At 31.9% G+C, this 13,570-nt stretch carries 13 protein-coding genes and 2 riboswitches; of the genes, 8 read left to right on the top strand and 5 right to left on the bottom strand.

The genetic code is table 11. From position 1 onward, the window contains the following. Nucleotides 1-238: 238 nt before the first annotated feature. From K7H06_RS17245 to K7H06_RS17255, 3 genes are all read right to left on the bottom strand, one after another. On the bottom strand, nt 239-1,087 hold the full coding sequence (locus K7H06_RS17245) for a 3-hydroxybutyryl-CoA dehydrogenase (protein WP_223037261.1): 849 nt from the start codon (nt 1,085-1,087) through the stop codon (nt 239-241). A 48-nt stretch (nt 1,088-1,135) separates the two neighbouring features. After that, nucleotides 1,136-1,915, bottom strand: a complete 780-nt coding sequence (locus K7H06_RS17250; protein ID WP_223037262.1) for a short-chain-enoyl-CoA hydratase — start codon at nt 1,913-1,915, stop codon at nt 1,136-1,138. A gap of 170 nt (nt 1,916-2,085) precedes the next feature. After that, the gene (locus tag K7H06_RS17255) at nt 2,086-3,288 is read right to left on the bottom strand and encodes an aspartate kinase (RefSeq protein WP_223037263.1); all 1,203 of its coding nucleotides are present in this window, start codon (nt 3,286-3,288) and stop codon (nt 2,086-2,088) included. Nucleotides 3,289-3,399: 111 nt separating this feature from the next. Then, a riboswitch (Lysine riboswitch) is annotated at nt 3,400-3,589 on the bottom strand. 250 nt (nt 3,590-3,839) lie between these two features. Between K7H06_RS17255 and nhaC the strand changes: the two genes are divergently transcribed. Together nhaC and K7H06_RS17265 are read left to right on the top strand one after the other, a co-directional pair. Beyond that, complete coding sequence (gene nhaC, locus K7H06_RS17260; RefSeq protein WP_223037264.1) at nt 3,840-5,252, top strand: Na+/H+ antiporter NhaC; 1,413 nt, start codon at nt 3,840-3,842, stop codon at nt 5,250-5,252. A 126-nt stretch (nt 5,253-5,378) separates the two neighbouring features. Beyond that, the gene (locus K7H06_RS17265; protein ID WP_223037265.1) at nt 5,379-5,858 is read left to right on the top strand and encodes a zinc-ribbon domain-containing protein; all 480 of its coding nucleotides are present in this window, start codon (nt 5,379-5,381) and stop codon (nt 5,856-5,858) included. A gap of 13 nt (nt 5,859-5,871) precedes the next feature. On the opposite strand, the gene K7H06_RS17270 is transcribed toward K7H06_RS17265, so the two are convergent. Further along, on the bottom strand, nt 5,872-6,051 hold the full coding sequence (locus K7H06_RS17270; RefSeq protein ID WP_223037266.1) for a hypothetical protein: 180 nt from the start codon (nt 6,049-6,051) through the stop codon (nt 5,872-5,874). A 225-nt stretch (nt 6,052-6,276) separates the two neighbouring features. Between K7H06_RS17270 and K7H06_RS17275 the strand changes: the two genes are divergently transcribed. The 6 genes from K7H06_RS17275 to K7H06_RS17300 all read left to right on the top strand — a co-directional run bounded on the left by K7H06_RS17275 (nt 6,277) and on the right by K7H06_RS17300 (nt 12,507). Continuing rightward, nucleotides 6,277-7,641, top strand: a complete 1,365-nt coding sequence (locus K7H06_RS17275) for a Na+/H+ antiporter NhaC family protein (protein ID WP_223037267.1) — start codon at nt 6,277-6,279, stop codon at nt 7,639-7,641. Between the two features lie 207 nt (nt 7,642-7,848). Beyond that, a complete protein-coding gene (locus K7H06_RS17280; RefSeq protein WP_223037268.1) occupies nt 7,849-8,520 on the top strand; it encodes an alpha/beta hydrolase in 672 nt (223 codons plus the stop codon). A gap of 166 nt (nt 8,521-8,686) precedes the next feature. Next, nucleotides 8,687-9,364: a metal-dependent hydrolase gene (locus K7H06_RS17285; protein ID WP_223037269.1), complete on the top strand. Its 678-nt coding sequence runs from the start codon at nt 8,687-8,689 to the stop codon at nt 9,362-9,364. 87 nt (nt 9,365-9,451) lie between these two features. After that, nucleotides 9,452-9,559, top strand: a riboswitch (SAM riboswitch). 149 nt (nt 9,560-9,708) lie between these two features. Then, complete coding sequence (locus K7H06_RS17290; RefSeq protein ID WP_223037270.1) at nt 9,709-10,512, top strand: MetQ/NlpA family ABC transporter substrate-binding protein; 804 nt, start codon at nt 9,709-9,711, stop codon at nt 10,510-10,512. Between the two features lie 99 nt (nt 10,513-10,611). After that, entirely contained in the window at nt 10,612-11,685 is a 1,074-nt protein-coding gene (locus K7H06_RS17295) for an NAD(P)H-dependent flavin oxidoreductase (protein ID WP_223037271.1), read from the top strand. 135 nt (nt 11,686-11,820) lie between these two features. Next, on the top strand, nt 11,821-12,507 hold the full coding sequence (locus tag K7H06_RS17300; protein ID WP_223037272.1) for a helix-turn-helix domain-containing protein: 687 nt from the start codon (nt 11,821-11,823) through the stop codon (nt 12,505-12,507). Between the two features lie 85 nt (nt 12,508-12,592). Here the strand turns inward: K7H06_RS17300 and K7H06_RS17305 are convergent, their stop codons facing one another. Then, nucleotides 12,593-13,507 (bottom strand): DMT family transporter, encoded by a 915-nt coding sequence (locus K7H06_RS17305; RefSeq protein WP_223037273.1) that lies wholly within the window; start codon nt 13,505-13,507, stop codon nt 12,593-12,595. Between the last annotated feature and the right edge of the window lie 63 nt (nt 13,508-13,570).

Genomic DNA, 13,570 nt, shown 5'->3' on the forward strand with positions numbered 1-13,570 from the left:
ATAAAAATACTATACTATTTTTTGTTTTTTCGTTATTCTAAATTTATCCACTTTCTCTTCTTCATTATATTCGTTTACCCATATGAAACATCCTTCTATTACGTAGTGAACATTCTTTTCATAATTCTTTACAAAATATCTTTCCTTACATACAAATCAAAAATATAAAAGGACTATATTGTATAGCTTATGCTCAAATACAATATAGCCCCATTATTTATCTATTCATATTTAATATTTATTTACTATAATCATAGAATCCTTTACCTGTTTTTCTACCTAGTAAATTTGCTCTAACCATTTTTCTAAGTAGTGGATGAGGTCTATATTTAGAATCACCAAATTCATTATATAGTACTTCCATGATTGCTAAGTTTACATCATTACCAATAAGGTCAGCTAACGCTAGAGGTCCTATTGGATGGTTTGCACCTAGTTTCATCGCTTGATCAATGTCCTCAGCCTTTGCAACACCATCAGCTAGGATGCCTATTGCTTCATTGATCATAGGAATTAATATTCTATTTACAACAAATCCTGGTGCTTCTTCAACTTCTACTGGAGTTTTTCCTATCTTTTGTGTAAGCTCTACAATAGCAGCTTTTGTTTCTTCAGAAGTTGTAAGACCTTTGATGATTTCAACAAGCTTCATTACTGGTACTGGATTGAAAAAGTGCATACCAATCACTTTATCTGGTCTATTTGTTGCTGCTGCAATTTCAGTGATAGATAAAGAAGAAGTATTTGTAGCTAATATTACTTCTGGTTTAACAAGCTCATCAATTTCAGCAAATAATTTTTTCTTTGCTTCCATATTTTCTGTAGCAGCTTCGATAATTAAATCACAATCTTTGATAATTTCAAGTTCTGTAGAACCATGAATTCTTCCTAAAACCTCTTCTTTTTGTTCTTCTGTCATTTTACCTTTTTTAACGCTTCTATCTAGGTTTTTTGTAACAGTCTTAATTCCTCTGTCTACAGATTCTTGTCTTCTAGCTCTCATGTAAACATCATAACCGTTTTGTGCAAATATCTGGATGATTCCAGCACCCATTGTTCCTGTTCCTAAAACACCAATTTTTTTCATAAAAAGGACCCCCTCTATGTAAATATTTATTTATTATAAAATGAAATTTTATTCACCTTTAAATTCTGCTTTTCTTTTTTCTACAAAAGCAGTCATACCTTCCTTTTGATCCTTTGTAGCAAAGCATAATCCAAATAAATTTGCTTCTATTTCAATACCTGTTTCCATATCTGTCTCAAACCCTCTATTGATTGCCATATTGGCATATCTTACAGCCTTTTGCGCATTCTTAGCAATTCTCTTTGCTAAATCCATGGCTTCATTCATTAATTCTTCAGGTGCTACAACTTTATTGACAAGACCAATCTTTTCAGCCTCTTGTGCTTTAATGATATCTCCTGTAAAAATTAATTCTTTAGCTTTAGCTGTTCCTACAAGTCTTGGAAGTCTCTGGGTTCCAGAAAATCCTGGAATAATCCCTAAACCTACTTCAGGTTGGCCAAATTTTGCTTTTTCACTTGCAATACGCATATCACAACACATTGCTAATTCACATCCACCACCTAAAGCAAAACCATTTACTGCAGCTATTACAGGTTTTTCCATTTTTTCGATTTTTCTAAATACTCTTTGGCCTAAATTCCCAAATACTCTACCTTCTTCTGCTCCTAAAGGATTCATTTCTGTAATGTCTGCTCCAGCAACAAAAGCTTTTCCTTCTCCTGTAATAATGATTACATCTACATTCTCATCTGTGTCTAAATTATATATTGCACATTCTAATTCTTTTAAGACCTCAGAATTTAATGCATTCAACGCTTTTGGTCTATTCAGCTTCAAAACAGCAATTCTTTCTTGCTGCTCCATTTGAATAAATTGATAATCCATTTCTGCACCCCCTATATGACAATTCTATATTTCAGATTATACACCTAATAATGGAAAATAGGAACCCTTTTTATGATAAATCTTTAACAAAATATAAAATTCTCCCTTTTCCGTAAAGAAAATTCTGCAAAATGATAGCCACCTAAGTTTTCACCTAAGCAGCTATTACTCTATAAATTAAATTCTCTTGCGATTGCCTCCACAGCTCTTGTTGTATCTTTTGTATCAATTGTATAAGATATTCTAATCTCAGAAGTAGTAACTTGCTTAAACCCAATGTCATTTTCAGCAAGTATTTCAAAGGTTTTTGCCGCAACTCCTGATTGACTTCTCATGCCTATACCCACAACAGATAATTTAGTAATGTCCCTTTCTATATCTGTCTCTATATCTTCAAATTCATTTTTTAAACTTTCCATAATATTTAAAATAATGTCTTCATCTGTTTTAGGTGCTGTAAAAGATACATTTACCTTCCCATGGGAAGGTGCTGTTTGACTAATCATATCCACATTGATGTCCTTTTTAGCCAAAGCCCCAAAAACTTTAGATATGTTTTTACTATTATAAGGTACATGATTGATTGTTACCATCAAATCCTTATCACTTGCTGATAAACCTGTAATTACTTTGCTTTCCATAGTGGCATCAAACTCCTTTATATAAGTTCCTGGCCATTCTTCATTGCTTAATGCAACATAAATAGGCACGTTAAATTTTTGTCCAATTTCCACGGCTCTTGTCTCCATAACCCCAGCCCCTAAGCTTGCCATTTCCATCATTTCTTCATAGCTAATACAATCAAGCTTTCTTGCAGTAGGAAATAATCTTGGATCAATCGTATAAATACCATCTACATCTGTATATATTTCACAAACACATTCTAGCTTTGCAGCCAAGGCTACTGCTGTCGTATCAGACCCACCTCTTCCTAAAGTCATAATATCTCCATTGCCATTCATTCCTTGAAAGCCTGCAACAACAACAATTTTTCCCTCATCCAAATATTTTTTCACTTTTTCTATGTCAATATCTTGAATTTTTCCTTTTGTATGATATCCATCGGTTTCTATCCCTGCTTGAAATCCAGTAAGAGATATAGATTCGTATCCTATTTCATTTAGAGCAATAGATAAAAGAGATATGGAAACCTGCTCTCCAGTAGACATGAGCATATCAAGTTCACGTCTTTTAGGTATATCTGACAACTCTTTTGCCATCCCAATCAATTGATCTGTAGTTTTTCCCATAGCAGATACTACTACTACTACACCATCTCCCTTTTCTTTTCTCTGTGCCACCCTTTTTGCTACAGTCTTAATCTTGTCAATACTCCCTACGGATGTACCTCCATATTTCTGCACTACAATCATTTTATTTCCCTCCAATTACCTGGTGTCGTATTGTGTCTTAGAAAACACAAAAACAGCCGAGAGTAAAAGTACTCTCAGCTGTTATTCTCAGCAGAATGAAACTTTCACCCTGTGTGAAATAGCGCCTCACTGACAAAGTGGGTAATTCATCAGTGACAGTTTCATATTTATTCAATATGAACCCAACATATAGACTTAGGTAAACCTATACATTTCGGCGATGCTCCCTTTCCTATGAACTCATCAGTTTCCTATCCTTCCTTCATAGTACTATTGAATCATCGCAACCTCTAAGACACAACAAACGTTTTTTATATTTCTTCGTATCTTAGCATATGTTTTTAGTTTTGTCAATTTGTTTTAAATTTATTTTTCATGTCATCATTTAAATGATCCAAAATATAAATTTTTCAAGGTGAAAGAAAAGTTTTGATATAATGTTTTATTCTGACAATTCTAAATATTAATTGTTTTCTAGCTACTATTATGTTATAATAATTATGTCCTTGAAAATTTTTACATTTCTAACAATCAAAAGGGAGGAATTTGAAATGAATGTCAAAAGGAAAGTCACGTTTGGAGAAGCGCTACTCGTTATCGCATTCCTAATCGTAGCACTCATCAGTACCCTAAAAGTTTTTGGTGGAGACCCTCATATGGCAATCTTAGCATCAACAGCATTTGCAACACTCGTTGCTCTAAGAGCTGGATACAAATGGCATTATATTGAAGAGGGAATTCTTGAAACTATCAAAATGGCTATGCAATCTGTTCTTATTCTTATGGTTATTGGATGTATCATAGGTACATGGATTTTATCCGGTGTTGTTCCTACAATGATTTATTATGGCCTCAAAATTATCTCTCCAGGTATCTTCTTAATCGCAACTTGTCTTATTTGTTCCATTGTATCTCTTGCAACTGGAAGTTCTTGGACTACTGCTGGTACAGTAGGTATTGCACTATTAGGTGTTGGTGCAGGTCTTGGTATTCCCGCTCCCGTAGTTGCAGGTGCAATTATCTCTGGTGCTTACTTTGGTGATAAAATGTCACCCCTTTCTGATACAACTAACTTAGCTCCTGCTATGGCTGGTTGTGATTTATTTGACCACATTAAGCACATGGTATTTACAACTGGTCCTAGTTTAATTATTTCCTGTGTTGTTTTTGGAATCATGGGATTTAAATATGCTGGAAAAGAACTTGATACAGGTTTAATTAATACATTTTTAGATACCCTAAGTGGAAACTTCCATCTTAGTCCGTTATTATTAATCCCTCCAATTTTAGTTATCGCTATGGTAGTATTTAAAGTTCCTGCTCTTCCAGGACTTATTGGTGGAACTTTCCTTGGTGGTTTGTTCGCTTATATTTTCCAAGGTGCTGGCATGACTGATATTATCGGTGCTGCTCACTATGGTTTTGAATCAGCAACAGGTGTAGAGGCAATTGACAGTTTACTATCTCGTGGTGGACTAGACAGTATGATGTGGACCGTATCGTTGATTCTACTCGCTATGTCCTTTGGTGGAACGTTGGAAAGAACAGGAATGCTTCATGTAATCGTAGAAAAAATGTTAAGAGTTGCAAAATCAAGAGGTTCTCTTGTTGTAACTACATTCCTAACTTGCGTTTTCTGTAACCTTACAACAGGAGACCAATATATGTCCATCGTTCTTCCAGGTAGAATGTTCAAAGAAGCTTATGAAGAAAAAGGTCTTCATCCAAAGAATCTTTCTAGATGTCTTGAAGACTTCGGTACAATCACTTCACCTTTCATTCCTTGGAATACTTGTGGTAACTTCATGTATACTACATTGATGGTACATCCTTTTGCATATGCACCATATGCACTACTTAACTGGATTAATCCATTAGTATCCATGTTCTATGGATTCACTGGTATCACAATGGAAAAATTACCTGAGACTCCGAAGGAAAACGATAACAAAGAAGAAGCATAAAATGTTTTTAATCCCTTCCCTATTATTTTAGGGAAGGGATTTTTTAAATAATTTTATTTTTATAGGAATAATGTTTATATACAAAAATATCTATTTAATAAATATAATTTTAAGGAGGAACTATATATGAATATTTTAAACAAGATGAAACAAGGAATGCTTGATAGTACAAAAGCCATTAAAGAAATTTCTTCTGATGTAACAGAGCTTACAAAACTAAAAATTAATCTCTCAAAAGATCTAGCAAGGATTGATGAACTCTATTATGAGCTAGGTAAAAAAATGTATGCTTCCTTTGAAAAAGATCCTGATATAAAAACTGATGAAAATGTTTTTTCAGCACTTATGGAAATACAAACTACCCTAGAAAGAATAAAAGAATCAGAATTTAAGATTGAATCGCTAAAAGGAATTATAAAATGTGAACAATGTGGGTATGAAGTAGAGGAAAATGCAAAATATTGCTCTAATTGTGGAAACAAACTAAAGATCTTAACACTAGAAGAAATGGTAAAAGAAGATATGGAACCTGAAAAAATCATAGAAAAAGAAGAAATTGAATCCCAAGAAATAATTGAAGATGAAAAAGAAGAAAAACCTGAGTAACAACTCAGGTTTTTCAACTAATCTTTGCTTCTTTTTTTGCTTTTTCGATTTCAAAATCTAGATAAATAATATCCCTATTTATCCTTTTTTTATCTTTTATTTCTTCTTCTGTTAAATTTGGTCTTTGAAGAAAAATAATATATTTATCCATCAATATATCTCTTTTTTCCATTAATCTTCTTATATATTCCATAACCGGTTCCCCCTTTCTAAACTATTCATCCTCTATAAAAAAATTTCCCCTAATTTTCGACCTCTTTCTACACCTTTATCTATAGTATACATGAAAAAACATAGTTGGAAAAGAATATTTAGAATTTTTGATTTTCAAAAGGGTATTTATAAATTTTATCTATCATTCCTATTTTTGGATAGTTGTTATAAAATAATATTGAAACTTATTGAAAAGAGGGATTTTATGAAAAAAAAGATCGATAATAAATTAACTTATCTAGGTTTATCCATACTACTATTTGGTATTCTTTTATCCCTATCCCTAGGGTATTCTGCCCTTTACGGAATATTATTTGGCATTCTGGCTATTTATATGATTGCTTTTTTCCATGGCTATCCTCATAAAGAACTATTTTCTATGATGTTTACCGGAATAAAGAGTGCATGGGTTGTACTACTAATCATGAGTATTGTTGGAATGCTCATTGGTGTTTGGATGATTAGCGGTACCATTCCCACAATGATGTATATGGGCTTTAAATATTTATCAAATCTCAATTTTGTTTTAACTGCATTTTTGATAAGCAGCATTATTTCTATGGTCCTTGGAACTTCTTTAGGGACTATTAGTACCGTAGGTTTATCTCTAATAGGAATTGGTAAAGGTCTACATATTCCTCTTCCTCTATTAGTCGGTGCCATTGTTTCTGGTAGCTATGTTGGAGATCGCTCTTCTCCTATGTCTAGTAGCGCTAATTTAACAGCTGCCATTACTAAGACCAAACTGATTGATAATATAAAACATATGATGAATACTTTGACTCCTGTATATTTGTTCTGTATGGTCTTTTATTATTTAATGGGTAAAAATTATTTATCCTGTGGAAAAGTAAATCACGAAGTGATCCACCTACAAAATCTACTTTCTTCTAATTTTCATATATCTTTTATTTTACTTATTCCACCCTTATTGATTGTATGGATGGCTATCTTTAGATTTTCTATGATAAAAAGCTTAAGCATAGGACTATTATCCAGCTTTATCCTCATTATATACCATACTCAATTTTCTTTCTCTGAAATAATTTATGCAGCATTTATAGGATTCCATCCTAAAAATATAGCTATCTCTGCTATTCTTTCAGGTGGAGGGCTTATATCTATGAAAAATGTTATCCTCATTATTACAGCATCTACTGCTCTTAATGGCATATTAGACGGAAGTGGCATGATAGGCCCTCTTGTTGAAAAATTCATGAATAAGGTCAAAAATGTTGGAGACCTTATTTTGCGAACTTCTTTTTTAAGCTTTATTGTTGATCTTACTACCTGCAACCAAACATTGTCCATTATCATACCAGGTAAATTTCTTCAGTCTCTCTTTGAAGAAAAAGGAATCTCTAAAAACACGTTAGCTCGTACAATTTCCGACACTGGAATCATCCTCGTACCTTTAATTCCTTGGAATGCAAATGCCATTGTTATCTCAAGTATTTTTAATGTTCCTGTACTTCAGTTTGTCCCCTTTGCACTCCTTTGTTATTTACTACCAATCATTACAGTTATTTATGGGTACTTAGGCTTTGTGAAAAAGAATGTTCATGCATAAATCATCCTTTTCTCATCTTAATGATTCCAGTTATTTATCCATCATCTTATGTTAAAAGCCCAAACTTTATATGGTAATTTTGCTTTACTAGTGTAATTTTACACTATATAATATAGGTGTGTGATTTTCTCTATTAACTTTTTAAAATCATTTATTATACAACTTTATTCCTACACATCTATAAAATATAAAGAAAAGGTGATTCATTTGAAAGGCTGCTTACTCATACATGGGTTTACAGGTGCTCCCTTTGAGGTAGAACCTATTGCAAAATATTTAGAAGAACGTGGATATGTTACTCTTTGCCCCACCCTTCCTGGTCATGGAAAAAAACAAAGAGACTTAAAAAATTATTCCTATAAGGATTGGATTCAATCTTCAGAAGAGGCATATGTTAAGCTTTCAAAAAAATGTGATTCTATTATTATAATAGGTTTTTCTATGGGAGGATTATTATCATTTCATCTGATACAAAAGTATAAGGTCAATTGTTTTATATCTATAGGCACTCCTATTTACTGCTTTGACTTTAAAAATCTTTATTTGGACATAATAGATCAGTTCCAAATGAAAAACTACCATAGAATATCTAATTATATAAAGTCATGTTTCACCCCTATTTACGCTAACTTGAACTTTAAGAAACTATTATGTAAAACAAAATATATCATTCCAAAAATAAATGCTCCTACCCTTATCATCCATGGAAAAAAAGATCCTATCGTAAAATATAAAAGCGCAAGTTATATTTATACCCATATAAAATCAAAAGATAAAGAGATCAGATTTTATAAAGAAGCTAAACACCGTATCCATGACGAAAATATCTATCAAAATATTTACAAAGACATCTATCTTTTTATTCAAAAATATTCATAGCTTTCATAAATTATTTTATTTTTATATAGCTGATCATTAATGCTTTACATCTCCAAATAATCTATATTACTATACTTTACATATATATAAATTTTTCATGTAATGTATTTATTGCATCTTATATAGTATACTAATACTAACTATTTTTTGTATAAGGAGTGATGGTATGAAAATTCAATTTTTAGGACATTCTTGTTTTTATATTGAAGAAGGATCTTTTAAAGCATTAATTGACCCATTCATTACAAACAATCCTCAAGCCAATGGTTCTCCTAGTGATTTTAATGATTTAACCCATATTTTTGTAACCCATGGTCATGGAGATCATTTAGGAGATGCTGTAGAGATTGCAAAAAACTGTGGGGCAACGATTATTACAAACTATGAAATTGCATGTTTCTTAGGAGATAAAGGGCTCTCTACCCATCCTATGCATATTGGCGGAAGAACAAAATTTGATTTTGGAATTGTAAAAATGACTCCTGCTCTCCATGGCTCTGGCATAGAAACAGAAAAAGGGTTGCTTTATGGTGGTAATCCCTGTGGTTTTGTAATTGAAGTACATGGAAAGAAACTTTATCATGCTGGAGATACAGGACTTACTATGGACATGCATCTTTTAGAAATAGAAAATATTGATATAGCCTGTATTCCAATAGGTGGTAATTTTACAATGGATATAGAAGATGCTGTTCGTGCAGTAGATTTTATTCAACCAAAAGAAGTAATTCCTATGCATTATGATACTTTTCCTATTATTGAAGCAGATCCTACTATTTTTAAAGAAAAGGTACATAATACAAAAGTCATTATTTTAAAACCTGATGAAACATATGAATTTTAATCATAAAAAAATAATAGTTTTTTGAAATTTGTTGTTGACAATTTTATTGTCTATCCTTTATAATTAATTTCAATTACAATTAAATACTTTCTATCAAGAGAGGTGGAGGGACTGGCCCTATGAAACCCGGCAACCGGCATTTAAAATGCAACTGGTGCTAAATCCTGCAGAATATTTTGTTCTGAGAGATAGCTTACTTTGATTTCAAAGGCCTTTCTATTACTCAGAAAGGCTTTTTTATTTTATAAAAGGCGCCTTATAAAATAAAAAACTATTCCTCTCTGATAACAAAACCTGTTATGAATCACCATTTTATGACCTACAAAAAGAAAGGAGTTTTTATTATGAAAAAAATATTATTTACTTTATTATCTATGATACTTATTTTCTCTTTACTAACAGGATGTAGTTCTAAAGAAAATACAGCATCTAGTCCTTTAAGGGTTGGGGCTACAGCAGGTCCCCATGAACAAATTGTAGAAAAGGTAAAAGAAATTGCTAAAACAAAAGGATTAGAAGTAGAGATTGTATCTTTTAATGATTATATCCAACCAAATGTACAATTATATGAAAAGCAACTTGATCTTAATAGTTATCAACATACACCTTATCTAGATAAATTTAACAAAGACCATCATATGGACCTAGTAAAATTAGCATCTACAGTAAATTTTCCCATGGGAATTTATTCTAATCAATTAAAATCTCTTGATGAATTGAAAGAAGGAGATAAAATATCTTTGCCTAATGATCCTACAAATGAAGCTCGTGCACTCCTTTTACTTCAATCTGCTAACGTGATCAAATTAAAAGATACTAAGGATCTTAATCTAACCATAAAAGATATTGCTGAGAATCCTAAAAATATTGAGTTTATTGAATTAGATGCTCCAATGGTAGCTCATTCCCTAGAAGATGTAGCTGTTGCTGCAATAAACACAAACTATGCAATGCAGGCAGGCTTCAGTCCTGCAGATGATTCTATATTCATTGAACCTAAAGATTCTCCTTGGGTAAATATTATTGCTGCAAGACCTGATAATAAAGATGATAAAAGAATCAAACAATTTATTGAAATTTATCAATCTGAGGAAATGAAGCAGTTCATCGAAGACATCTTTGGTGGATCTGTTGTTCCTGGATTTTAAAAAAAAATTACCACTCCTCTTTGTTAATAAATGTTTTGTACAATATAACCTTTTGGTATATAATAATTCTAAGTATGTCTTTTACAGAGGAGTGTTGAAATGAATATACCTGAATTAAAAATAGGAGACTTAATCGCCAAGGTACCTATTGTACAAGGTGGTATGGGTGTTGGGATCTCCTTATCAAACTTAGCTGCTGCTGTAGCAAACTGTGGTGGCATAGGTGTAATTTCTGGTGTTGAACCAGGATTTAACCTAGAGCATTATCACAGAGATAAATTTCAAGCAAACATAGATGGTTTAACCTACCATATCCAAAAAGCTAGAGAGCTTGCTCCTAAAGGCATTATTGGAGTAAATATTATGACAGCCCTTTCTACCTTTGAAGATATGGTAAAAGTAGCCGTAAAAGAAAAAGTAGATATTATTTTTTCTGGTGCAGGTATGCCTATGAAATTGCCAGAGCTTGTAAAAGGTTCTCTTACAAAGATAGCTCCTATTGTTTCTTCTGGAAAGGTAGCAAAGCTAATTTGTAAACAATGGGATCGAAAACATAACTATTTACCTGATGCTATTGTAGTAGAAGGTCCAGAAGCTGGAGGCCATCTAGGTTTTTCAGTAGAGCAACTTGAAGATCCTGAGAATTTTTCTCTTAAAAAAATTGTACAGGAAGTATTAGAAGCTATTAAACCTTTTGAAGAAAAATACGCTAAAAAAATTCCTGTTATCGCAGGTGGAGGTCTTCATGATGCAACAGATATTGCCGAAATATTAATGGCAGGTGCTTCTGGTGTACAAATGGCTACAAGATTTGTTGCCACTCATGAATGTGATGCTTCAGATGCATTCAAACAAACTTATCTTGATGCAAAAGAAGAAGATATTATGATTATTAAAAGTCCTGTAGGAATGCCAGGTCGTGCCATTAGAAATAATTTCATAAAAGATGTCTACGAACATGGCAAGCCAAAAGGAATCAAATGTATCAACTGCTTAAAACCATGCAATCCAAAAGAAACCTTATATTGTATTGCTGATGCATTGATTCAAGCACAAAAGGGGAATCTTGAAAAAGGATTTGCTTTCGCAGGAGCAAAGGTTCATAAGATAAAAAAAATCACATCTGTAAAAGAAGTGATTGATGAACTTATGGAAGGATTGAAAAATATTTAGAGGAGCTTATGCTTCTCTATTTTTATATAAAAAATCTATTCTATCCATTCAATTTATTTCCGATAAAAGCATTTGACATTTTTAAAGCCTTATGTTGCAATATACATATCAATATAAATAAAGGTGGTTATGGTAATGAGCAGAATTGGAGATATCATTAGAGAAGAAAGATTAAAAAAAGGATTTTCTCCTAAACAAATTGGACGAAAATGCGGCGTATCTGAATCATTTATTTTGGATGTTGAAAGTGGCAAGAAAATTATTAACGAAAAATTACTTGAGAAATTATCAAAGCTATTAGGAAAAAACTTAGAAGAGAGTGTAACTCTAGAACCTGTAGAAAAGGAAGAAATCATACAAAAACCTAAACTTAAAGTACAAGCTCCTCAAAGAAGACAAACAGTAACTCCTCTAGATCAATGGTCAGATGCTCTATCAGGTATTATTAAAAAAGTACCTATATATGATATAACCATGAAGTCATCAAAGGGTTATAAAAGTTTTCCTATCATCAATAAAAAGGTAGAAGGTTTCTCTCCAGAAAAATTGATCTATGTGGAAGCTCCTGATGATACCTTAAATGGATTTAGAATCTGCAGGGAAGATAAAATATTAATCTATTTAAATCAAGAGTTAGTAAATAATTCTTTTTCTTTAGTAGAATATGAAGGAAAGAGACAATTAAGAAAAATAAAAAGAATAGAAGGAAATAAAATAGAAATCATCTCTTATCATAAAGATAAAAAATCCATTGTAAAATCTATAAGAGATGTAAAAATAATTGGTAGAGGTATACGCCTTGAAGTAGAACTAAACAAATAAAGAACCAGATTCCTCTGGTTCTTTATTTAAAAAATCAATTTTCTTTTAAAGTAATTTATCATTGTCTTCATGTTTTATAAATAGCTTACTCAACCTTAGTTGAGTTCCTTTTATAAAAAACGCTTAATCGTTCTTCTGGAATTTGAAGAATAAAAATTGCTGATAAAATAAGTAATCCTCCAATAATCATAGAAAAGGTCAATACCTCTCCTAAAATAAAAAATCCTGTTACACAAGCCACTGCAGGCTCAAACGTACTTATAATTACTGATGTACTAGATCCTATTAACTGAACGCCTTTACAAAATGCAATATTCGGAATTACGGTGCAAAATATTGCTTGAATCAAAATATAAATCCACCCCTTTGATGTGCTTGGTAAAAAAATATTATGATTCATCATTCCTTGTATAAAATATGCAAGGGAACATGAAAATGCTACATAACCAGCAACAACAACAGAATGCATTACCTTTGTTCTCTTTTCACTTAATCCTAATGCATAAAAAGAATAGCAAAGAGCTGATAATAAGCTGAAAATTACACCTACTACATTAATGTGTATATTATTACTCCAAACAACTAAAATCATCCCAATTCCTGAAGCAATAAGCGCTAAAATTTTTCTAATATCTTTTCCTTCTTTCAGTACAAGCATTTCATAAGATGCAATCATTGCTGGATGGGTAAATAGTATGATTGTAGCAAGAGATCCTGAAATATAAGTATAAGCCATATAGATAAAAGCACTAGTCCCTAAAAATCCAGCTGCTCCAAGAACTAATAAATAAAAGAAATGTGATTTACTAGTTTTATAAGGCATTCTTCTTAAGAAAATATATCCCCATGTAATCAGAGCTGCAATAAAAAATCTAAAAAAGAGTATACTAGAAACATTCAACCCTTCCTCAAAGGATAGTTTCGATATAACTGGTATACTTCCATAAGCAAATGTAGATAGTATTACTAATACTGTTCCCTTTAGCAAATTATTTTTCAATTTAAGTCACTCACTTTCTTGAATTTATTGCCAAAGAGATTATACCATAAATATAGAGCTTTG

It is taken from the genome of Crassaminicella profunda, from assembly GCF_019884785.1.
GTDB classification, from domain to species: domain Bacteria; phylum Bacillota; class Clostridia; order Peptostreptococcales; family Thermotaleaceae; genus Crassaminicella; species Crassaminicella profunda.

What these genes read in the sequence shown, in the direction of transcription:
- K7H06_RS17245 (WP_223037261.1), bottom strand. Translation starts at nt 1,087, where the DNA reads ATGAAAAAAATTGGTGTTTTAGGAACAGGAACAATGGGTGCTGGAATC.
- K7H06_RS17250 (WP_223037262.1), bottom strand. Translation starts at nt 1,915, where the DNA reads ATGGATTATCAATTTATTCAAATGGAGCAGCAAGAAAGAATTGCTGTT.
- K7H06_RS17255 (WP_223037263.1), bottom strand. Translation starts at nt 3,288, where the DNA reads ATGATTGTAGTGCAGAAATATGGAGGTACATCCGTAGGGAGTATTGAC.
- nhaC (WP_223037264.1), top strand. Translation starts at nt 3,840, where the DNA reads ATGAATGTCAAAAGGAAAGTCACGTTTGGAGAAGCGCTACTCGTTATC.
- K7H06_RS17265 (WP_223037265.1), top strand. Translation starts at nt 5,379, where the DNA reads ATGAATATTTTAAACAAGATGAAACAAGGAATGCTTGATAGTACAAAA.
- K7H06_RS17270 (WP_223037266.1), bottom strand. Translation starts at nt 6,051, where the DNA reads ATGGAATATATAAGAAGATTAATGGAAAAAAGAGATATATTGATGGAT.
- K7H06_RS17275 (WP_223037267.1), top strand. Translation starts at nt 6,277, where the DNA reads ATGAAAAAAAAGATCGATAATAAATTAACTTATCTAGGTTTATCCATA.
- K7H06_RS17285 (WP_223037269.1), top strand. Translation starts at nt 8,687, where the DNA reads ATGAAAATTCAATTTTTAGGACATTCTTGTTTTTATATTGAAGAAGGA.
- K7H06_RS17290 (WP_223037270.1), top strand. Translation starts at nt 9,709, where the DNA reads ATGAAAAAAATATTATTTACTTTATTATCTATGATACTTATTTTCTCT.
- K7H06_RS17295 (WP_223037271.1), top strand. Translation starts at nt 10,612, where the DNA reads ATGAATATACCTGAATTAAAAATAGGAGACTTAATCGCCAAGGTACCT.
- K7H06_RS17300 (WP_223037272.1), top strand. Translation starts at nt 11,821, where the DNA reads ATGAGCAGAATTGGAGATATCATTAGAGAAGAAAGATTAAAAAAAGGA.